This is a genomic window from Mycobacterium mantenii, from assembly GCF_010731775.1.
Lineage (GTDB): Bacteria > Actinomycetota > Actinomycetes > Mycobacteriales > Mycobacteriaceae > Mycobacterium > Mycobacterium mantenii.
The window spans coordinates 368,814-389,071 of record NZ_AP022590.1; the positions used below are offsets into that span (position 1 = coordinate 368,814).

20 protein-coding genes and 1 pseudogene are annotated in these 20,258 nt (G+C 69.3%); 13 read left to right on the forward strand and 8 right to left on the reverse strand.

Annotated elements, in window-relative coordinates; all coding sequences use genetic code 11:
* Positions 1–5: 5 nt before the first annotated feature.
* Positions 6–656: an envelope integrity protein Cei gene (gene cei, locus G6N50_RS01850; RefSeq protein WP_083096373.1), complete on the reverse strand. Its 651-nt coding sequence runs from the start codon at positions 654–656 to the stop codon at positions 6–8.
* 181 nt (positions 657–837) lie between these two features.
* On the opposite strand from cei, the gene G6N50_RS01855 reads away from it, so the two are divergent.
* The gene (locus G6N50_RS01855; RefSeq protein ID WP_083096372.1) at positions 838–1,140 is read left to right on the forward strand and encodes a DUF4193 domain-containing protein; all 303 of its coding nucleotides are present in this window, start codon (positions 838–840) and stop codon (positions 1,138–1,140) included.
* A 4-nt stretch (positions 1,141–1,144) separates the two neighbouring features.
* Here the strand turns inward: G6N50_RS01855 and G6N50_RS01860 are convergent, their stop codons facing one another.
* Positions 1,145–1,630 (reverse strand): DUF3093 domain-containing protein, encoded by a 486-nt coding sequence (locus tag G6N50_RS01860; RefSeq protein WP_083096370.1) that lies wholly within the window; start codon positions 1,628–1,630, stop codon positions 1,145–1,147.
* Between the two features lie 25 nt (positions 1,631–1,655).
* Here G6N50_RS01860 and dut point away from each other — a divergent pair, with 25 nt between their 5' ends.
* A complete protein-coding gene (gene dut, locus G6N50_RS01865) occupies positions 1,656–2,120 on the forward strand; it encodes a dUTP diphosphatase (RefSeq protein WP_083096368.1) in 465 nt (154 codons plus the stop codon).
* Positions 2,120–2,911: a DUF3710 domain-containing protein gene (locus tag G6N50_RS01870; protein WP_083096366.1), complete on the forward strand. Its 792-nt coding sequence runs from the start codon at positions 2,120–2,122 to the stop codon at positions 2,909–2,911. Before dut ends, G6N50_RS01870 begins: the two co-directional genes overlap by 1 nt.
* 5 nt (positions 2,912–2,916) lie before the next feature.
* Here the strand turns inward: G6N50_RS01870 and G6N50_RS01875 are convergent, their stop codons facing one another.
* Entirely contained in the window at positions 2,917–3,615 is a 699-nt protein-coding gene (locus tag G6N50_RS01875) for a hypothetical protein (RefSeq protein WP_083096364.1), read from the reverse strand.
* A gap of 137 nt (positions 3,616–3,752) precedes the next feature.
* On the opposite strand from G6N50_RS01875, the gene G6N50_RS01880 reads away from it, so the two are divergent.
* Positions 3,753–4,121: an OB-fold nucleic acid binding domain-containing protein gene (locus tag G6N50_RS01880; protein WP_083096362.1), complete on the forward strand. Its 369-nt coding sequence runs from the start codon at positions 3,753–3,755 to the stop codon at positions 4,119–4,121.
* 53 nt (positions 4,122–4,174) lie between these two features.
* On the forward strand, positions 4,175–4,831 hold the full coding sequence (locus G6N50_RS01885; RefSeq protein WP_083096468.1) for a DUF3159 domain-containing protein: 657 nt from the start codon (positions 4,175–4,177) through the stop codon (positions 4,829–4,831).
* Here G6N50_RS01885 and G6N50_RS01890 read toward each other — a convergent pair whose 3' ends face one another.
* On the reverse strand, positions 4,832–5,509 hold the full coding sequence (locus G6N50_RS01890) for a potassium channel family protein (protein WP_083096361.1): 678 nt from the start codon (positions 5,507–5,509) through the stop codon (positions 4,832–4,834).
* A gap of 12 nt (positions 5,510–5,521) precedes the next feature.
* Positions 5,522–6,187, reverse strand: a complete 666-nt coding sequence (locus G6N50_RS01895; RefSeq protein ID WP_120312186.1) for a potassium channel family protein — start codon at positions 6,185–6,187, stop codon at positions 5,522–5,524.
* A gap of 126 nt (positions 6,188–6,313) precedes the next feature.
* Here G6N50_RS01895 and G6N50_RS01900 point away from each other — a divergent pair, with 126 nt between their 5' ends.
* The 4 genes from G6N50_RS01900 to dxs all read left to right on the forward strand — a co-directional run bounded on the left by G6N50_RS01900 (position 6,314) and on the right by dxs (position 13,198).
* On the forward strand, positions 6,314–8,308 hold the full coding sequence (locus G6N50_RS01900) for an APC family permease (RefSeq protein ID WP_083096359.1): 1,995 nt from the start codon (positions 6,314–6,316) through the stop codon (positions 8,306–8,308).
* Positions 8,305–9,528 carry a class I SAM-dependent RNA methyltransferase gene (locus G6N50_RS01905; protein ID WP_083096358.1) on the forward strand — a complete coding sequence of 408 codons (1,224 nt, stop codon included), beginning with the start codon at positions 8,305–8,307 and terminating at the stop codon, positions 9,526–9,528. The genes G6N50_RS01900 and G6N50_RS01905 overlap by 4 nt, the downstream gene beginning before the upstream one ends.
* Positions 9,529–9,754: 226 nt before the next feature.
* Positions 9,755–11,227 carry a cation:proton antiporter domain-containing protein gene (locus tag G6N50_RS01910; RefSeq protein ID WP_232068862.1) on the forward strand — a complete coding sequence of 491 codons (1,473 nt, stop codon included), beginning with the start codon at positions 9,755–9,757 and terminating at the stop codon, positions 11,225–11,227.
* A gap of 45 nt (positions 11,228–11,272) precedes the next feature.
* The gene (gene dxs, locus G6N50_RS01915; RefSeq protein WP_083096354.1) at positions 11,273–13,198 is read left to right on the forward strand and encodes a 1-deoxy-D-xylulose-5-phosphate synthase; all 1,926 of its coding nucleotides are present in this window, start codon (positions 11,273–11,275) and stop codon (positions 13,196–13,198) included.
* Here dxs and G6N50_RS01920 read toward each other — a convergent pair.
* From G6N50_RS01920 to G6N50_RS01930, 3 genes and pseudogenes are all read right to left on the reverse strand, one after another.
* The gene (locus G6N50_RS01920; protein ID WP_083096352.1) at positions 13,195–14,553 is read right to left on the reverse strand and encodes an HRDC domain-containing protein; all 1,359 of its coding nucleotides are present in this window, start codon (positions 14,551–14,553) and stop codon (positions 13,195–13,197) included. The genes dxs and G6N50_RS01920 overlap by 4 nt on opposite strands.
* Before the next feature lies 1 nt (position 14,554).
* Positions 14,555–15,221: pseudogene (locus G6N50_RS01925) on the reverse strand (DUF3000 domain-containing protein).
* A gap of 89 nt (positions 15,222–15,310) precedes the next feature.
* Positions 15,311–16,120, reverse strand: coding sequence for an enoyl-CoA hydratase/isomerase family protein (locus tag G6N50_RS01930; RefSeq protein ID WP_083096351.1), 810 nt, complete (start codon positions 16,118–16,120; stop codon positions 15,311–15,313).
* Positions 16,121–16,179: 59 nt separating this feature from the next.
* On the opposite strand from G6N50_RS01930, the gene hemE reads away from it, so the two are divergent.
* From hemE to G6N50_RS01950, 4 genes are read left to right on the forward strand one after another with little or no spacing between them, the layout of a single operon-like run.
* Positions 16,180–17,229, forward strand: a complete 1,050-nt coding sequence (gene hemE, locus G6N50_RS01935) for a uroporphyrinogen decarboxylase (RefSeq protein WP_083096349.1) — start codon at positions 16,180–16,182, stop codon at positions 17,227–17,229.
* Positions 17,226–18,602: a protoporphyrinogen oxidase gene (locus G6N50_RS01940; protein ID WP_083096348.1), complete on the forward strand. Its 1,377-nt coding sequence runs from the start codon at positions 17,226–17,228 to the stop codon at positions 18,600–18,602. The genes hemE and G6N50_RS01940 overlap by 4 nt, the downstream gene beginning before the upstream one ends.
* A gap of 5 nt (positions 18,603–18,607) precedes the next feature.
* Entirely contained in the window at positions 18,608–19,303 is a 696-nt protein-coding gene (hemQ, locus tag G6N50_RS01945; protein WP_067839943.1) for a hydrogen peroxide-dependent heme synthase, read from the forward strand.
* Entirely contained in the window at positions 19,300–20,055 is a 756-nt protein-coding gene (locus G6N50_RS01950) for a class I SAM-dependent methyltransferase (RefSeq protein ID WP_083096346.1), read from the forward strand. Before hemQ ends, G6N50_RS01950 begins: the two co-directional genes overlap by 4 nt.
* Positions 20,056–20,258 lie beyond the last annotated feature (203 nt).

The following is a 20,258-nucleotide window of genomic DNA, read 5'->3' on the forward strand; positions in this document are numbered from 1 at the left end:
CCGCGTCAGCAGCTGCTGGCGTGAATCTTGGCCAGCAGCGTGGGATCTGAGGGCTCGGTGGCGCCGGGACGCAGGGTGGCGAGCACGGCATCGATGTCGTCGTTGTGCGCCAGCGCGCTGAAGTCGGTGCCCAGGGACAGGTCGACGGAGTCGTCGGCGCGGTTGTCGTTGAAGAGTTCGGTGCACGGCGCCACCAGCCACACGGCGGCCGCGGTGGCCTGTCCGGCGGTGCCGAACCGGATTTGGCCCTGGCACGTGAGTCGGGTGCCTGCATAGAGGGGGTCATTTGCGGCGGTCGGTTGCGCGAAGCCGAGATCTTTCATGGCCCCGGCGACGTCGCCGGCCTGTCCGCCCCGCCCGCTGGCGTTGAGGACCCGGACTTTGGTGTCGGCGAGCTTGGCGGGCGTGACGTCCATCATGGCGCTGCGCGACACGTGCTCACCCAGCTGGGCCGGCGCTGAACCGGTCGACTGCGGCGGGGGATTGCACACCGCGGCCTCGTGCACCTTGGCGGGCCGCGTCAAAGCGATCGTCCAGATCACGCCGGTGGCCACTGCGAGAAGAATCACCACGACGATGGCGGGCTGGGGGTTGCGCCGCCGAAAAGGCCGACCGTGCTTGTCAAAAGCTGTACCCTCGGTGATTTGCGTGACCACAGCTGCACTCTAGCCGCACGCCAAACCCACTGTTCAGAGGCGAGCGCAAGGGTAAGAATGGTCATGTGATGCAAATCACATAGTAATGGGGCGCGATACGGGCACGAATCGTTTGGTGGATGCGTTCGACGCTGGTACAAAGCGATGCTTGGATAACGAGGGCATGTGAGGGGATAGGGCAATGCCTACCGACTACGACGCTCCACGGCGTACCGAAACCGACGACGTTTCGGAGGACTCGCTGGAGGAGCTCAAAGCGCGACGGAACGAGGCGGCTTCGGCCGTCGTCGATGTCGACGAATCTGAATCCGCTGAGAACTTTGAACTGCCTGGCGCCGACCTGTCCGGTGAAGAGCTGTCGGTGCGCGTGATTCCGAAGCAGGCCGACGAGTTTACCTGCGCGAGCTGCTTCCTGGTGCAACACCGCAGCCGGCTGGCCAGCGAGAAGAACGGCATGATGATCTGTACCGACTGCGCGGCCTGAGCGGTCAGCTCCGCAATGCCGACAGCACCCGCTCGGGGTGACGGCAGCTCACCAGCCAATACGGCGTCGGATCGTCCGGGTCGTCGAGTACCACCAGGACCATCGGCCCCACCCATGCCCGGTGCACCACGTACGCCGCCGGGTCGAGTTGGCGGCCCAGGGCGGCGGACTTGGCCGAGGGCGCTATCTCAGCGGAGCGGGCGATCACGGTGACCGGCAGATGCGCCTGGCCGGCCCACAGCTGCACTTCGCCCGGAGCGGCGGGGTCGGCTGTCACCCGTATCTCGATGCGGCCCAGCCACAGCAACGCCGCGGCCGCCACGGCGAACAGCGTCGCGTACGGCCACCAGGACGACTGGCGGGTGACGCCCATGTTGAACTCGAAAGCGATGATGCCCGCGAGCGCGAACGCCGGTGCCCACCACCACCACGGAACCCACAATCGTTCGCGATACCGCACGTTGTGCGGCGCGACGCGCGTATCGGACACGCAGTCAAGGGTAGTCTGTGGCCCCGTGTCGACCAGTCTGGCCATCGTCCGCCTTGACCCCGAACTTCCGCTGCCCAGCCGCGCCCACGAAGGCGACGCCGGGATCGATCTTTACAGCGCCGAAGACGTCAAATTGGAACCGGGTCGGCGCGCCCTGGTGCGGACGGGGGTGGCGGTCGCCATCCCGTTCGGGATGGTCGGCCTGGTGCATCCCCGGTCGGGACTGGCTGCGCGCGTTGGACTTTCGATCGTCAACAGTCCGGGTACCATCGACGCGGGCTATCGCGGCGAGATCAAGGTCGCGCTGATCAACTTGGACCCGACCGAGCCGATCGTGGTGCACCGGGGCGATCGCATCGCCCAGTTGCTGGTGCAGCGGGTCGAATTGGTCGAGCTGGTCGAGGTGTCGTCGTTCGACGAGGCCGGGCTGGCCGAAACATCCCGTGGCGACGGTGGTCACGGTTCCTCCGGCGGACATGCGAGTTTGTAATGGCATTCGGTAAACGCACACGCAAAGACGACAACGAAAACGCCCCCCGCGGGTCTGCGGGCGTCGACACTCCGGCGGCGGACGAGGCGGCGGCCCTCGACGCCGACGAGCAGGCGCCCGAAGGGCTCGAGGGCCCGTTCGACATCGAGGACTTCGACGACCCCGCCGTCGCGGAGTTGGCCCGGCTCGACCTGGGCTCGGTGCTGATTCCCATGCCGGAGGCCGGCCAGCTGCAGGTCGAGCTGACCGAAACCGGTGTGCCGAGCGCGGTCTGGGTCGTCACGCCTAACGGGCGTTTCACCATCGCCGCCTACGCCGCGCCCAAGACGGGCGGCCTGTGGCGCGAGGTGGCCGGCGAGCTCGCCGAGTCGCTGCGCAACGACTCGGCCCAGGTCAGCATCAAGGACGGCCCGTGGGGTCGCGAAGTGGTGGGTACCGCCACCGGCGTGGTGCGCTTCATCGGCGTGGACGGCTACCGCTGGATGATCCGCTGCGTCATCAACGGTCCGCACGAGACCATGGAAGTTCTCGAGCAGGAGGCGCGAGCGGCCTTGGCGGACACCGTGGTTCGGCGCGGTGACACACCGCTTCCGGTGCGGACTCCGCTGTCCGTGCAGCTGCCCGAGCCGATGGCGCAGCAGCTGCGCGAAGCCGCCGCGGCGCAGCAGGCCCCCCAGCAGGGCGACGGCCAGCAGGCCGAGGGGCAACAGACACCGCCCGGCGAGCCGGCCGCGCGCCGCAGCGTCGATGGGTCGGCCATGCAGCAGCTCCGCACCACCACCGGCGGCTGAGCCGGCTACAGGTCGGCCAGCGCGCTCAGGCAGGCCGCACCCAGGGCGGCGGGATCCGCCCCGATCTGCTCCAGCGTCACGGTGCGCAGCGCCGCGCGCGGCGCGGCGGCGACCCAGTCGACCCCGGCCTGCAACGGGTGGATCGGGTCGTCGACCGCGGACGCCACCCCCAGCGGCGCGGCCAGGCCGGCCAGCTCGTCGCAGCTCGGCGCGATGTAGGCGGCGGCTTCTTCCATGGCGTCGGGCAGATGTGGCCACTGAGCGGCCCACGATCGGGTCAGCTCGTCGGCCAGCCACGGGGGGCTGGACGCCCGCATCTGGGTCGTGGTCGACGCCAGCCCGTCGGCACGCAATTGTGACGCCGAATACTGCGCCGCGAGCGCCGCGGGCGCCGTCCCGGGCGCGCCCGCCCAGGCCGGCAGGGCGGCCAGCACCGCGACCGCACGATCGGGATGGGCCAACGCCCAGGCGACCGCCACCGCGGCGCCGATTGAGACCCCGCCCACAGCGATCGGCCCGCCGCGGGCCGCGCCGTCCAACGCCGCGAGGTAGCCCTCGATCAACCGGTCGGGCCGCGGCGGCGGGGTCACCGGCACCGCGCCGACCTCGGTTAACGGGCCCGAAAACGCCCGGTGAACGTAGTCGTCGTCGGAGCCCGTTCCGGGTAACAACACCGTCGCGACACCGCGCAGATCGACCGCCATCTCTCGATAGTGCCCGGCCGTTCACTCGCCCTCCAACACGACGTTTGAGTCGGTTGGCGCCGGGGAACCAAGAGGTCTACGGTGTCCGTTGGCATAAATGGAAGCATCGAGGCTTATCAGCATTGTCAGGAGTGGCCATGGGGGCCCAAGGGTATCTGCGCCGGCTCACCCGTCGGTTGACGGAGAATCCGGAGCAACTCGACTCGGAGGAACTCTCCGACGAGGTCGCAAGCACCGGCGCGCAACGCGCCATCGATTGCGAGCGTGGCCAGGAGGTCACGATGGTGGGCACGCTGCGTAGCGTCGAGTGCAACGGCAGGGCCTGCGCCGGCGGAGTCCGCGCCGAACTGTTCGATGGCAGCGACACCGTCACACTCGTGTGGCTGGGACAGCGCCGCATCCCCGGCATCGACTCGGGACGCACCCTGCGGGTGCGTGGCCGCCTCGGCAAGCTGGAGAACGGAACCAAGGCGATCTACAACCCGCACTACGAAATTCAGCGGTGACCGATCCCGACAATCTGGGGGCAACCCCGCGGGAGTCGGGTTCGTCGAAACGATTGACCACTAAACGCATCTCCCCGGAACGTCTGCTGGCACAGGCAGGCGGGGTCGGCGGTGTCATCTACTCGTCGCTTCCGGTGGTGGTCTTCGTCATCGCGTCGAGCGTGTCGGGATTGATTCCTGCGATCGTGGCCGCGCTGGCCGTGGCCGCTCTGATCCTGGCGTGGCGGCTCATTCGGCGCGATTCCGCACAGCCGGCGATTTCCGGCTTCTTCGGCGTCGCCCTGTGCGCGCTGATCGCCTACGTGTTGGGGGAGTCCAAGGGCTATTTCCTGCTGGGCATCTGGATGTCGCTGGTTTGGGCGGTGGTCGTCGCCGTGTCGGTGGTGATCCGCCGGCCCCTGGTCGGCTACGCATGGAGCTGGGTGACCGGGCGTGGTGACGGCTGGCGCGGGGTGCCCCGCGCCGTCTACGCGTTCGACGTCGCGTCGGTGGCCTGGGTGCTGGTGTTCGCGGCCCGGTTCGTGGTTCAGGGGTTGCTGTACCACGCCGACCGGACCGGTTGGCTGGCGGTCGCACGGATCGGGATGGGCTGGCCGCTGACCGTGTTGGCCGCGTTGGCCACGTACGCGGCGATCAAGGCGGCGCAGCGGGCCATCGCCGCCACCACTACCCCCGCGGTCGACATGGGACCCGGCGCCGTCACCGACTGACTAGTCGGCGGCCGGACTGTGACTGCCCAATAGCAGCTTCTGCAGGTCCTCCTCCGCATCGGCGACCGCGACGAACAACAGCTCGTCGCCGCCTTCGAGCGGCTCGTCCTCCTCGGGCACGATCACCCGCGGGCCGCGCAGGATCGTCACCAGCGAGGTGTCCCGCGGCAGCTGCAGTTTGCGCACCGGTTTGCCGCCCCACGGCGTGTCGTCGGGCAGGGTGATCTCGACGAGGTTGGCCTGACCCTTGCGGAATTCCATCAGCCGCACCAGATCGCCGACGGCGACGGCCTCTTCGATGAGCGACGCCAGCATTCGCGGCGTCGACACCGCCACGTCGACCCCCCAGGCGTCGGTGAACAGCCATTCGTTGCGGGGATCGTTGACGCGGGCCACCACCCGCGGGACCGCGAATTCGGTTTTGGCCAAGAGGCTTAACACGACGTTGGCCTTGTCGTCGCCGGTCGCGGCCACCACCACGTCGAACTCCTGCAGGTGCACCGACTCCAGCAGGCTCAGTTCGCAGGCGTCACCCAGCCGCCAGTGCGCGGCCGGGATCGCGTCGACGTCGACGTGATCGGGGTTGCGTTCGATCAGCGTCACGTCGTGGCCGTTGCCGATGAGTTCCCGAGTGACCGAGCGGCCGACCGCGCCGGCCCCGGCAACAGCTACCTTCATGTGCGCCGCTCCTTAGAGATCTTCACTCGGTGGTAAGGCGGCGATGGCCACCGCCTCGGCGGCGCGGCCGGAGATGGCAGCGACGTACACCTGGTCGCCGGCCTGGATCACCGATTTGGGCTCCGGCAAAACGCCGGCCCCGAAGCGGATCAGAAACGCGACCCGGGCGCCGGTGGCCTGCTCGAGATCGGTGACGCGATGCCCGATCCAGTCCTCGTGCAAGACCACCTCGGACACCGCGACGGTGCCGGTCGGGTCGCGCCACTTGGCCGTCTCCGTTTCGCGCAGCAACGCGTTCAGCAGCCGGTCGGTGGTCCAGGGCACGGTCGCAATGGTCGGAATGCCCAGACGCTCGTAGACCTCGGCCCGCTTGGCGTCGTAGATGCGGGCCACGACCCGCTTGACGCCGAAAGTCTCCCGCGCCAACCGCGCCGAGATGATGTTGGAGTTGTCGCCCGAGGACACCGCGGCGAACGCGTCCGCCTCCTCGATGCGGGCCCTCAGCAGTACATCCCGGTCGAAGCCCTGCCCCAGCACCCGCTCGCCGGCGTATTCGGGGCTGAGCCGGTTGAAGGCGGTGCTGTCACGATCGATGACCGCGACGTCGTGACCGATGCGGGACAGCCCGTCGGCGACCGAGGAACCGACCCTGCCGCAGCCCATCACCACTACTCGCAACTTGAGGTCCTCTCGGCCGCGTCCTGCGCCCTTCACCGGCAACCCACTTCGGCCAGCCGTTTCGGTCGGCGAACATTCTCCTACGAACGCTACCGCCAAACCGGTCTGGGCTTACTCTTGGCTCTCGTGTCCAAACTTTCAACCGCCACCCGTCGGTTGCTTATCGGTCGGCCGTTTCGCAGCGACCGGCTGAGTCACACGCTGCTGCCCAAGCGGATCGCCTTGCCGGTGTTCGCCTCCGACGCGCTGTCCTCGGTTGCGTATGCGCCCGAGGAGGTCTTCCTGATGCTGTCGGTGGCAGGGGTGACGGCGTACGCGCTGACGCCGTGGATCGGGCTCGCGGTGGCCGCGGTCATGCTGGTGGTGGTGGCGAGCTACCGCCAGAACGTCCACGCCTACCCGTCCGGCGGCGGCGACTACGAGGTGGTCACCACCAATCTCGGTGACACCGCAGGGCTCGTCGTCGCCAGCGCGCTAATGGTGGATTACGTTCTCACCGTTGCGGTCTCGACGGCGTCGGCCATGGCCAACATCGGTTCGGCGATTCCGATCGTGGCCGAACACAAGGTGTTCTTCTGTGTGGTGTCCATCCTGCTGGTGATGGCGCTGAACCTGCGTGGGGTCCGCGAGTCCGGTTTGGCCTTCGCCATCCCGACCTACGCGTTCATCATCGGTGTCCTGGTGATGATCGGCTGGGGGCTGTTCCGGATCTTCGTGTTGGGTAACCCGCTGCGGGCCGAGTCCGCCGGCTTCCAGATGCACGCCGAACACGGCCAGGTCGTCGGGTTCGCCTTGGCGTTCCTGGTGGCGCGGTCGTTCTCCTCGGGGTGTGCGGCGCTGACGGGTGTCGAGGCGATCAGCAACGGGGTGCCGGCGTTTCAGAAACCCAAGTCGCGCAACGCGGCGACCACCCTGTTGATGCTGGGCGGGATCGCGGTGACCCTGTTGATGGGGATCATCGTGCTGGCGCAGAAGATCGGGGTCCAGCTCGTCGAGGATCCTGCGCGGCAACTGGGCGGGGCGCCCAAGGGCTACTACCAGAAGACACTGGTCACCCAGCTGGCGCAGACGGTGTTCGGCAGCTTTCACATCGGGTTCCTGCTGATCGCCACGGTGACCGCGCTCATCCTGGTGCTGGCGGCCAACACCGCGTTCAACGGCTTTCCGGTGCTCGGCTCGATCCTGGCGCAGCACAGCTACCTACCGCGTCAATTGCACACCCGCGGAGACCGATTGGCGTTCTCCAACGGAATCCTGTTTTTGTCCGGGGCGGCGCTGCTGGCGATCATCGCGTTTCGCGGTGAGGTCACCGCATTGATCCAGCTGTACATCGTCGGCGTGTTCATTTCCTTCACGCTGAGCCAGATCGGCATGGTCCGGCACTGGACCCGGTTGCTGCACACCGAAACCGATCCGCGGATGCGGCGCAAGATGATGCGTTCGCGCGTGGTCAACACGGTCGGGTTGCTGTCCACCGGTACGGTGCTGTTGGTGGTCCTGGCGACCAAGTTTCTCGCCGGGGCGTGGATCGCCCTGTTCGCGATGAGCCTGCTGTTCGGAATCATGAAAATGATTCACCGGCACTACAACACGGTGAACCGCGAGTTGGAGGAGCAGGCCGCCGCCCAGGAGCAGGTGGTGTTGCCCAGCCGCAACCACGCGGTGGTGCTGGTGTCCAAACTGCACCTGCCGACCCTGCGGGCGCTGGCCTACGCCAGGGCCACCCGGCCCGACGTCCTCGAGGCCGTGACGGTCAGCGTCGACGATGCGGAAACCCGCGACCTGGTGCACAAGTGGGAAGAAAGCGATATCAGCGTCCCGCTCAAGGTCATCGCCTCGCCGTATCGCGAAGTCACCCGTCCCGTCTTGGAATACGTCAAACGTGCCAGGGAGGAGTCGCCGCGCACCGTGGTGACGGTGTTCATTCCCGAGTACGTGGTGGGCCACTGGTGGGAGCAGGTGTTGCACAACCAGAGCGCCCTTCGGCTCAAGGGACGGCTGCTGTTCATGCCGGGTGTCATGGTGACGTCGGTTCCGTGGCAATTGAGTTCGTCGGAACGCCGCAAGGCCTTGCAGCCGCACATGGCGCCGGGTGACGCTCGTCGGGGAATCTTCGATTGACCCGCGAGTCGACACGCGCAGGGGAACAGGCGGCACCCCCGGTCGGGGAGCTGACCCTGACCACCGGCGCCCCGGCCAACGGCGGCAGCTGCGTCGCGCATCACGAAGGCCGCGTGGTGTTCGTCCGGTACGCGCTGCCCGGCGAGCGGGTGCGGGTTCGGGTCACCGCGGATCGCGGATCCTATTGGCACGCAGAGGTTATCGAGGTCATCGAGCCGGCGGTCGGCCGTATCGCGTCGCTGTGCCCGATCGCCGGGGTGGACGCTGCCGGGTGTTGCGATCTGGCATTCGCCGTCCCGGAGGTGGCCCGCACGCTCAAGGCCGACGTGGTGGCCAATCAGCTGGAGCGCCTCGGCGGATATGCCTGGAGCGGGGAAGCCGAGCCGCTGGCGGATTCCGCGCCGACGGGATGGCGCACCCGCGTTCGGCTCGACGTGGGGCGCGACCGTCGCCCGGGCTTCCACCGGTACCACAGCGAGGAATTGGTGACCGACCTGCGGTGTGCCCAGCTGCCCGCCGGCATGCTCGACGGGATCGCCGAGAGCGAGTGGCCCCCGGCCGCGCAACTGCACGTGGCCGTCGACGACGACGGCGCGCGCCACGTGGTGCGCACCCTGCGGCAGGGCAGGCACACCGCGACCAAGGTGGTCCAGGGTCGCTATGAGGCGGTGCAGCGAGTGGCCGGGCGCAGCTGGCAGGTGCCGGTGACCGCCTTCTGGCAGGCGCACCGCGATGCGGCGGGCGTGTACAGCGATCTGGTCGCTGACTGGGCGCAGCTCGGCACCGGGATGCGCGCGTGGGATTTGTACGGTGGCGCAGGCGTTTTCGCCGCGGCGCTCGGCGATGCGGTGGGGCGGTCGGGGCGGGTACTCAGCGTCGACACCTCGCGCGGGTCGACCCGGGCCGCTCGGGCCGCCCTGGCCGATCTGACCCAGGTGCGGATCGTCACCGACTCGGTGCGGCGCGCGCTGGCGGCGGAACGAGGTCGCGCCGACGTCGCGGTGCTGGATCCGCCCCGGGCGGGGGCCGGGCGCGAGATCATCGACCTGCTGGCGGCCGCGGATGTCCCGCGGGTGGTGCACATCGGTTGTGAGGCAGCATCTTTCGCTCGCGACATCGGGATCTACCTCGGTCACGGATACTCCGTCGAGAAGATCAAAGTGTTCGACGCGTTCCCGCTGACCCATCACACCGAATGCGTCGCGCTGCTGACGCGTTAGCGAGTTCCGGCGGCGACGGCCCCGCCGGGACCTCGCCGCAATGCCGCGCGGGTGGATCTGCCGACCGGCTAGACTCCGTCGCGGTGTGCCGGGAAGTCTGGTCGGCGATGTCGTTGTCGACCGATCGAAAGGCTCAGGTGCTTCCCACCAAAGGACGGGCCGTGCTGGTCGCGGCATACCGATCTCGTGCGTGGTACGTGCCCGCCGCCACCCGATTGCTGCCGTCGTGAACGAGACCTTGCGCTACGCGCTGATCGTGTTGTTCGCCAGTGGCGTCGGCCTGGTTGCGGTGTTGGCGAACCGACTGACCGAGCGGGTCAAGATCCCGGTCCCCCTGCTCGTGCTGATCGGCACCGCCGTCGCGGTGCACTCCGTGTCCGCGGTGCAGCCACCGTCCGAGCAGACCGTGGAGCGGGTGATCACCATCGCGCTGGTGTTGGTGTTGTTCGACGGCGGCATGCACATCGGGCCGTCGCGCTTCCGCGCGGCGGCCGTCCCGATCCTGTCGGTGGGCGTCGTGGGCACCGCCCTGACCGCGGCAGGGGCAGCACTGGTGGTGCACTACGTGTGCGGGATCGACTGGTTTCCCGCGGTGCTCGTCGCCACGGCCGTCGCTCCCACCGATCCGGCCGTGGTCTTCTCCGTGCTGGGCAAACGCGAGATCAGGGGCCGCAGCAGCACCATCCTGGAGGGCGAGTCCGGTGCCAACGATCCGGTGGGCATCTCGCTGATGTCCAGCCTGGTCGCCGCCGGTGGCCTCAGCGCGGCCGGATTCGCCAGCGTGGGAACTCAATTCGTTTTGCAGATGGCGATCGGCCTGGCCGTCGGGTTGATCGGCGGTCGTGCCCTGCTCGTGTTCATGCGCCGAGTGGCGTTGCCGAGCGAAGGCCTCTACCCGCTGCGAACGCTGGCGTGCTGCCTGATGTTGTACGGCATTGCGACGCTCGCGCACGGCTCGGGATTTCTGGCCGTGTTCGTGGCCGGCATCGTGATCGGCGACGCCCGCGCGCCCTACAAGCCGGAGATCAAGCGATTCCACGCCGCCCTGGCCGGTCTGGCGGAAATCGTCGCGTTCGCCGTCCTGGGTCTGACCGTCGACCTCACCGTGCTCGGCCATCCCGATGTGTGGATTCCCGGGCTCATCCTCGCGGTGGCCCTGACGGTGCTGATTCGGCCGTTGGGCGTGGGCTCCTGCCTGATGCCCGTAGGGCTGCAGCGAAACGAACGCATCTTCGTGCTGTTCGCCGGGCTCAAGGGCGCGGTGCCGATCCTGCTGGGCGAGTTCCTGCGGGCCGCCCATGTCGCCGACGCCGAACGCCTGTACGGCGTCGTGGTCATCGTCGTCGTCTTCTCGGTGCTCGTGCAGGGCAGCTCGGTGCCCGGTGTCGCCAGGCTGCTGCACCTGCCGATGCGCACGGTGGAGACCCAGCCGTGGGAGATAGGTGTGCGGCTCGCCGACGAACCGGAGGGGGTCCACCGCTTCAGCGTCGCCGCCGGATCCGCGGCCGAGCGGTCCACGGTCGAAGGTCTCAGTGACCGGGTCGGTGACATCTGGGTGAGCATCGTGGTCCGCACCACCGGCCTGGTGCCGGTGCGGGGCGACACCGAACTCGAGGCCGGCGATGAGGTCGTCATCCTGGCGGATCCCGAGCTTCACGACGCCCTGGCCGAACTGTTCGGCCCGGCGCCGGCGCGGTGAGCGTCGCCACCGTGCCATTCGGCGCGCGCTGCGTAGACTGACTGAATGCTGGAACAGATCCGCGGGCCCGCTGATCTGCAGCACCTTTCCCAACGTGAACTTCGCGACCTTGCCGCCGAGATCCGCGAGTTCCTGATACACAAGGTCGCTGCCACCGGGGGACACCTGGGGCCCAATCTGGGCGTGGTCGAGCTGACGCTCGCCCTGCACCGCGTGTTCGACTCGCCCCACGATCCGATCATCTTCGACACCGGCCACCAGGCCTACGTCCACAAGATGCTGACGGGCCGCTCCCACGAGTTCGAGAGCCTGCGCAAGAAGGGCGGGCTGTCCGGGTACCCGTCGCGCGCCGAGAGCGAGCACGACTGGGTCGAGTCCAGCCATGCCAGCGCTTCGTTGTCCTACGCCGACGGCCTGGCCAAAGCCTTCGAGCTGAGCGGGCACCGGAACCGGCACGTGGTCGCCGTGGTCGGCGACGGCGCGCTCACCGGCGGCATGTGCTGGGAGGCGCTGAACAACATCGCCGCGTCCGGCCGCCCGATCATCATCGTGGTCAACGACAACGGCCGCAGCTACGCCCCGACGATCGGCGGTGTCGCCGACCATCTGGCCACCCTGCGGCTGCAGCCGGCCTACGAGCAGGCCCTGGAGAAGGGCCGCGACGCGCTGCGCTCGCTGCCGCTGGTCGGCAAGATCGCCTACCGCGTCATGCACAGCGTCAAGGCCGGCATCAAGGACTCGCTGTCACCCCAGCTCCTGTTCACCGACCTGGGGCTGAAGTACGTGGGCCCCGTCGACGGTCACGACGAACGCGCGGTGGAGGCCGCGCTGCGGCACGCGCGCGGCTTCGGTCGCCCGGTGATCGTGCACGTGGTGACCCGCAAGGGGATGGGCTACGCCCCGGCCGAGGACGACGAAGCCGAGCAGATGCATTCCTGCGGCGTCATCGACCCGGTCACCGGCCAGGCCACCAAGGTCGCCGGGCCCGGCTGGACGGCGACGTTCTCCGACGCGCTCATCGGCTACGCCAGGAAGCGCCGCGACATCGTGGCCATCACGGCGGCCATGCCCGGCCCTACCGGACTGACCCCGTTCGGGCAGCACTTCCCGGACCGCCTGTTCGACGTCGGCATCGCCGAGCAGCACGCGATGACGTCGGCGGCCGGCCTGGCCATGGGCGGCATGCATCCGGTGGTGGCCATCTATTCGACGTTCCTCAACCGGGCCTTCGACCAGATCATGATGGACGTGGCGCTGCACAAGCTGCCCGTCACCATGGTGCTCGACCGGGCCGGCATCACCGGTTCGGACGGCGCCAGCCACAACGGCATGTGGGACATGTCGATGCTGGGCATCGTGCCCGGCATGCGGGTGGCCGCACCGCGCGACGCCGCCCGATTGCGCGAGGAACTCGGCGAGGCGCTCGGGGTCGACGACGGCCCCACGGCGCTGCGCTTCCCCAAAGGCGATGTGGGCGAGGACATCCCGGCGATCGAGCGTCGCGGATCGGGGCTCTCGGGTGTCGACGTGCTCGCGGTCCCGGCCGGCGGATGCAATCACGACGTGCTGCTGGTGGGTGTCGGGGCGTTCGCGCTGATGGCGCTGGCGGTGGCCCGGCGGCTGCAGGACCAGGGGATCGGGGTCACGGTCATCGACCCGCGCTGGGTGCTGCCGGTGTCCGAGAGCGTCCTGGAATTGGCGGCGCAGCACAAACTCGTCGTCACCTGCGAGGACAACGGAGTCAACGGCGGCGTGGGCTCGGCGGTATCCGCCGCCCTGCGCCGCGCCGAGATCGACGTTCCGTGCCGCGACGTCGGAGTGCCGCAACGGTTCTACGAGCACGCCTCGCGCGGTGAGCTGCTCTCGGATCTGGCGCTCACCGACCAAGACGTCGCGCGCCGCATCACCGGGTGGGTCGCCGCGCTGGGCAGCGGCGTCACCGAGGCGGAGATCCGCGAGCACCTCGACTAGCCGTCGCGCCGGCGCGACCCCTGCTCAAACTTTCGCGCGCTGCCGTCGATTTCGGCGTTGCTGTCGTCTGGCGCCGCGGGCGCCTGCAAAGCTCGGGCCAGGACCGGATCCACCAACTCCCGCTGCCACGGCCGGGCCTGGCCGGCACGCAGGAACGCGTCGACGGCGTCGAGCGGATCGGGCGCGGCCGCCCAGTCCCAGCACAGCCGTCGCACCAGGTCCGGCGAGACCAGGTTCTCGGTGGGGACGTGGACCCGCTCGGAGACCTCGGACAGCGCCGAGCGCGCGGCCTCCAGCCGGGCGGCGGCCTCCGGTTTGCGCCGGCTCCACCGCGCCGGCGGCGGCGGCCCGTTCGGCGGTTCGCTGTCCGCGGGCGGGTTTCTGGTCCGCCGCGCCTCGTCCAGCGCCGCCAGCCACGTCGCGGCGCTGCGCCGCTGATTGCGCCCACCGAACACAGGCAAGGCGACGAGTTCCTCGACGGTCGTCGGGTTGGACAGGGCGGCGTCGATGATCGCCGAATCGGGCAGGATGCGGCGCGGCGCGATGTCACGGCGCTGCGCGATCTGATCGCGCGTCAACCACAATTCGCGGACCGCGGCCAGGCCGCGCTGATCGCGAACCCGATGGATGCCCGACGTGCGCCGCCACCGGTCCCGGCGCGCGGCGGCACCCGGATCTTTCGAACCCGTGTCCCGCAGGTAGTCGAATTCCTGTGCGGCCCAATCGGTTTTGCCCTGCTCCGCCAGGACCTCGGAGATCGCCGCGCGCAGCTCGATGAGCAGCTCGACGTCCAGAGCGGCGTAGTTGAGCCATTCTTCGGGCAAGGGCCGCTTGGACCAGTCGGCCGCGCCGTGTCCTTTGGCCAGCCCGAAACCCAGCAGCCGCTCGACCATGGTCGCCAGGTTCACCCGGTCGAACCCGGCCAGCCGTCCGGCGAGTTCGGTGTCATACAACGCCGGCGGCCGCATGCCCACCTCCGCCAGACAGGGCAGGTCCTGGTCGGCGGAATGCAAGATCCATTCGTCGTTGCCCAGCACCTCGGCCACCGGCCGCAGCGCCTCGAGCGGGTCGGCGCCATGGCTCACCGGATCGATGAGCACGGTGCCGGAACCGGCCCGCCGGATCTGAATCAGGTAGGCCCGGTTGGAGTAGCGGAAGCCCGATGCACGCTCGGCGTCCACGGCGAAGGGCCCGTGCCCACGGTCCAGGCGCTGCGCGGCGGCCTCGATGTCGCGGACGCTCACCGAGATCGGCGGGACTCCCTCGGCCGGGCGCGGCAGCGGCATGGGCGCGGGGTCGGTGCCGGTGTCGCCGGGCGTGCTGCTGCCCGGCCCGTCGGCCGACGGTGCGCCCATGCTAGGCGCGTGACCGCGAGCTCAGGTCGGTGACTCCGGCGGGGGGGAGGCCCGCGGCGTGCTCCAGTACCTCGCAGAAGGCCTCGACATGACCGCCGACCGCGGGCGACGTCGCGGTCCATGACGCGCGCAGCTCGAGTTGGTGGGCGCGCGGCGGCCCGGAGATGTCTCCGTAGCGAACCGATGTGGTGGCGGTGACGGTGCCGCCCAGGGCGACAACTTGCTCCATACGTGACTCCAGTGCCTCGACTAACCAGCTCCACGCTACTTCGGGCAGCAGCGGGTCAACCGCCTCACTGGGGTCGAGGTCGGCCTGGATGTAGGCGACCATGCGGATGGTGCCGTCCCACGCGTCGGCCCCTTCGGGGTCGTACAGCAGGATCAACCGTCCGAAGGCGTCGCCGTCGGACCGTTCCGGAATGATGTCGTGATCGGGATGTTTGACCTCGGCGCCCAGCGCGTAACTGTGGGGAGCCAAGCGTTGCGGCGGCCGGATGGGACCCAACTCGATCTCCGGCCGCACGACGACGGCGTTCATCGCCGCTACCGCCTCGCGGAATGGGGCCGGTTCGGATGAGGTCACTTGGCGCCGCTCCTGTTCATCCCGACCGTTCTGCGTCGTCACGGCACGGGTCACAGGGATCGACGGTAGACCTACAGCCCGACACGCCGCGACAGGCGCGCCGGGTTTCAAACCGGCCGCGACCAAGCCGTTACCAGGCCTCCACCTAAGCTATATATGCAGCTCAGGCAGCGGTCAGCGGGTGAAACGCGCCTGGCGTTTCTCGCGGTGCGCGGCCAGGCCTTCCTGCACGTCGGGGCCGCTGAAACTGAGGAATTCCAGGCCCACCGAGGTCTCGAAGGTGGGGCCCATCATGCGATACCAGTGGTTGAGGCTGCGCTTGGTCCACCGGATCGCGTTCTGCGCGCCCTGAGCCAGGGTCTCGGCGATGCGCGTGGCGGTGGACAGCACGTCGTCGTCGTCGACGCAGGTGGACACCAGCCCGATCCGCTCGGCTTCCTCACCCAGCAGCGTCTCGCAGGTCAGCAGGTAGTACTTGGCCTTGGCCATGCCGACCAGCAGCGGCCAGCAGATCGCGGCGTGGTCACCGGCCGCCACGCCGAGCTTGGTGTGCCCGTCGATGAGCTTCGCGGTCCGTCCCGCCACCGAGATGTCGGCGAGCAGGGCCACCACCAGGCCCGCGCCCACCGCCGGCCCGCGGATGGCCGACACGACGGGGGTGTCGCAGTCGACCATGTTGTGCACCAGGTCGCGGGCTTCACGCATGATGCGGAGCCGGCCGTCGTAGTCGTTGATGGTCTCGTCGATCAGGTCGAAGCTGCCACCGGAGGAGAAGGCCTTGCCCTCGCCGCGGACCAAGACGGCGCGCACGGCCGGATCGCGGTCGATCACCGGCCAGATGTCGGCCAGGTCGCGGTGCATCTGCGGGCCGACCGAATTCAGCCCGGGGGACTCGAGAACCAACGTCAGCACCCCGTTCTCGCCGAGCTCGCAGCGCAGGCTGGGGAAGTCGTCGTAATTCACAGAGGGATGGCTGACGGGCACAGTCGTTGATAGTACGCAGCGGAGTTCGGTGTGCGGCGGTCATGGCAGCATTAGGGCTGATGAGTACTCGCCGCGATCTTCCCGAGTCGCCGTATCTGGCGGCCGTGAGCGGCCGCAAACCCAGCCGGGTGCCGGTGTGGTTCATGCGGCAGGCCGGTCGCTCGCTGCCCGAATACCGGGCGCTGCGAGCCCAGACCGACATGCTGTCGGCCTGCTTCGACTCCGAGTTGGTCAGCGAGATCACCCTGCAGCCGGTGCGCCGCCACGACGTCGACGCCGCGATCCTGTTCTCCGACATCGTGGTGCCGTTGCTCGGCGCCGACATCGACCTGGACATCGTCGCGGGCGTCGGCCCGGTCATCGCGTCGCCGGTGCGCACCGCCGCCGACGTGGCGGCGATCAAACCCCTTGAGCGGCAACGGGTTCAACCGGTATCCGACGCGGTGTCGCTGCTGGTGTCCGCGCTCGGCGATGTTCCGCTGATCGGCTTTGCGGGCGCCCCGTTCACCTTGGCGTCCTATCTGATCGAGGGCGGCCCCAGCCGCCACCACGCGCGCACCAAGGCGATGATGCTGGCCGAGCCGGACACCTGGCACGCGCTGATGGAGAAGCTGACCGACATCACCGTGGGCTTCCTGCGGGTGCAGCTGGAGGCCGGGGTGGACGCCGTTCAGGTGTTCGACTCGTGGGCCGGGGCGCTGTCCCTGGCGAATTACCGCAGCTACGTGCAGCCGCACAGCGCCCGGGTTTTCGCCGCGCTTGCCGACTACGGCGTGCCGATGACCCACTTCGGGGTCGGCACCGCCGAACTGCTGGGCGCGATGTCGTCGGTCGGCGCGAACGTGGTGGGCGTCGATTGGCGAACCTCCCTGGCCGATGCGGCCGCCCGCGTGCAACCCGGCACGGCATTGCAGGGCAACCTCGATCCGGTGGTGGTGCTGGCGGGCTGGCCGGTGGTGGAACGCGCGGCGCGCGCCGTCGTGGACGACGGCCGGCGCGCGATCGACGCCGGGGCCGCCGGTCACGTCTTCAACCTCGGCCACGGCGTGCTGCCCGAGACCGACCCCGGTGTGCTGACCGACCTGGTGTCGCTGGTCCACTCCCTATGAGTTCCCCTTCGTATTGTGTTGTAGGGGGCGGCATTTCGGGGCTGACGGCGGCCTACCGGCTGCGCATGGCCGCCGGCGACGACGCGGCGATCACGCTGTTCGAACCGGGGGACAGACTCGGCGGCGTGCTGCGCACCGAGCTGGTCGGCGGGGTGCCGATGGACTTGGGTGCCGAGGCTTTCGTGCTGCGTCGCCCCGAGATGCCTGCGCTGCTGGCTGAGCTGAATCTGTCGCAGTGCCAGCGGGTTTCGACCGGCGCCCGCCCGCTGATCTACAGCGGGCGGCAGTTGCGGGCACTGCCGGCGGGCACCGTTCTCGGGATCCCGTCGACGGCGGCGTCGGTGGCCGGACTGGTCGACGAGGCCACGCTCGCCCGCATCGAGGCCGAACCCACCCGCCCGCTGGTGTGGCGGGCGGGCGGCGATCCGTCGGTGGCCGATCTGGTGGGCGAGCGGTTCGGCGACCAGGTGGTGACCCGGTCGGTGGATCCGCTGCTGAGCGGGGTCTATGCGGGTTCGGCGGCCACCATTGGCCTGCGCGCGGCCGCCCCGACGGTCGCGGCGGCGCTGGACCGCGGCGCCCCCAGCCTGACCGACGCGGTGGGGCAGGCCTTGCCGCCGGCCACCGGCGCGCCGGTGTTCGGGGCGCTCGAGGGTGGCTACCAGGTGCTGATCGACGAGCTGGTCGCGCGCGGCCGCCCGCGCTGGGTGCCCGCGGCGGTGTCGCGGCTCAAGCCCGCCGGCGCGGGCTGGACGGTGTTCGACGACACCGGCGCTCGCTGGGCCGCCAACGCGGTGATCCTGGCCGTCCCGGCCGGCGAGAGTGGCCGTCTGCTTGCCGAGATCGCCCCCCGCAGCGGCGCCGCCGCCGTGCGCATCGCCAGCGCATCGTCGGTGGTGCTGGCGCTCGCCGTGCCGGGCGATACCGCGTTTCCGGAGTGTTCGGGCGTGCTGGTGGCCACCGGCGAGCGGCTGCGGGCGAAGGCCATCACGCTGTCCTCGCGCAAGTGGGGTGGCCGGGGTGACGCGCAGCTGCTGCGGCTGTCGTTCGGGCGGTTCGGCGACCGCGTGGCGGCCGACACGTCCGACGACGAGCTGCTGACCTGGGCGTTGGGTGACCTGGCGACCGTGTTCGGGTTGACCGTCGAACCCGTCGACGTCCGCATTCAGCGCTGGATCGACGCGATGCCGCAGTACGGGCCCGGCCATGCCGATGTGGTCGCCGAGGTGCGGGCGGGCCTGCCGCCGACGCTCGCGGTGGCCGGCAGCTACCTCGACGGCATCGGCGTGCCGGCCTGCGTCGGCGCGGCCGGGCGCGCGGTCGAGCGTGTGATCAGGGCCATCGGAGGCTTGGACGCGCAAGTGGCACGATAGGTTCCATGGCCAAGCTCGACTACGACTCGCTCAACTCCACGATCCGCTACCTGATGTTCTCGGTGTTCTCCGTGGAGCCGGGTGAGCTCGGCGACCAGCGCGACGACGTCATCGACGAGGCGTCGACGTTTTTCAAGCAGCAGGAGGAGCGCGGCGTCGTGGTGCGCGGCCTCTACGACGTCGCGGGTCTGCGGGCCGACGCCGACTTCATGATCTGGACGCACGCCGAACGCGTCGAGGCGCTGCAGGCCACCTACGCCGATTTCCGGCGCACCACCGCGCTGGGGCGGGCCAGCTCGCCGGTGTGGAGCAGCGTCGCGTTGCATCGCCCGGCCGAGTTCAACAAGAGCCACATCCCGGCGTTCCTGGCCGGCGAGGAACCCGGCGCCTACATCTGCGTGTACCCCTTTGTGCGGTCCTATGAGTGGTATCTGTTGCCCGACGAGGAACGCCGCCGCATGCTCGCCGAGCACGGCATGGCCGCGCGCGAATACAAGGATGTCCGGGCCAACACGGTCCCGGCGTTCGCGCTCGGCGACTACGAATGGCTGCTCGCCTTCGAGGCTCCCGAGCTGCACCGCATCGTCGACCTGATGCGCGAGCTGCGCGCCACTGACGCCCGCCGGCACACCCGCGAGGAGACGCCGTTCTTTACCGGCCCCCGGGTGCCCGTCGAGCAGCTGGTGAACGCCCTGCCATGACAACCGCGCCGTTTGACCCGACCGATCCCACCCGCTTCGAGGAGATGTACCGCGACCAGCGGACCTCGCATGGCCTGCCGACCGCCACCCCGTGGGATATCGGCGGCCCGCAGCCGGTGGTCCAGCAGCTCGTCGCGGTGGGCGCCATCAGGGGCGAGGTGCTCGACCCGGGCACCGGCCCGGGCCATCACGCCATCTACTACGCGTCCAAGGGCTATTCGGCGACGGGCATCGACGGCTCTGCGGGCGCCATCGAACGCGCCCGGGAGAACGCCCAAAAGGCCGGTGTGTCGGTGAATTTCGAGCTGGCCGATGCGACGAAGCTGGACGGGTTCGACGGCCGGTTCGACACGGTGGTCGACTGCGCCTTCTATCACACCTTCAGCACCGAACCCGAGTTGCGCAGCTCCTACGTGCGCGCGCTGCACCGTGCCACCCGGCCGGGCGCGCGGCTGTACATGTTCGAGTTCGGCGAACACAACGTCAACGGCTTCAAGATGCTGCGGTCGTTGTCCGAGAACGACTTTCGCGACGTGCTTCCGGACGGCGGCTGGGAGATCACCTATCTGGGCACGACCACCTATCAGGTCAACGTCAGCGTCGAGTCCATCGAGATGATGGCCAAGCGCAATCCGGACATGGCCGATCAGGCGGAGAAGTTGCTGGAGCGCTTCCGGGTGATCGAGCCGTGGCTCGAGGGCGATCGGGCGCACGCCCCCTTCTGGGAAGTGCACGCCACCCGGGTGGACTGAGCGGCCCGCGGCGTGGACTGGGCGGCCGCGCGAGGACTGAGCGGCCGCGCGAGGACTGAGCGGCCCGCCCTGGGCTGAGTCGGCCGCCCGGCACCGTTGCCGCCGGCGGGTGATATGGATTTTTGCCCGCCTTTCAGCGACAACTCGTGCAGGCCTGTGATTCGTTCTTGGGCAGACGTGTGGTCGGCACCGATTTTGTCGCT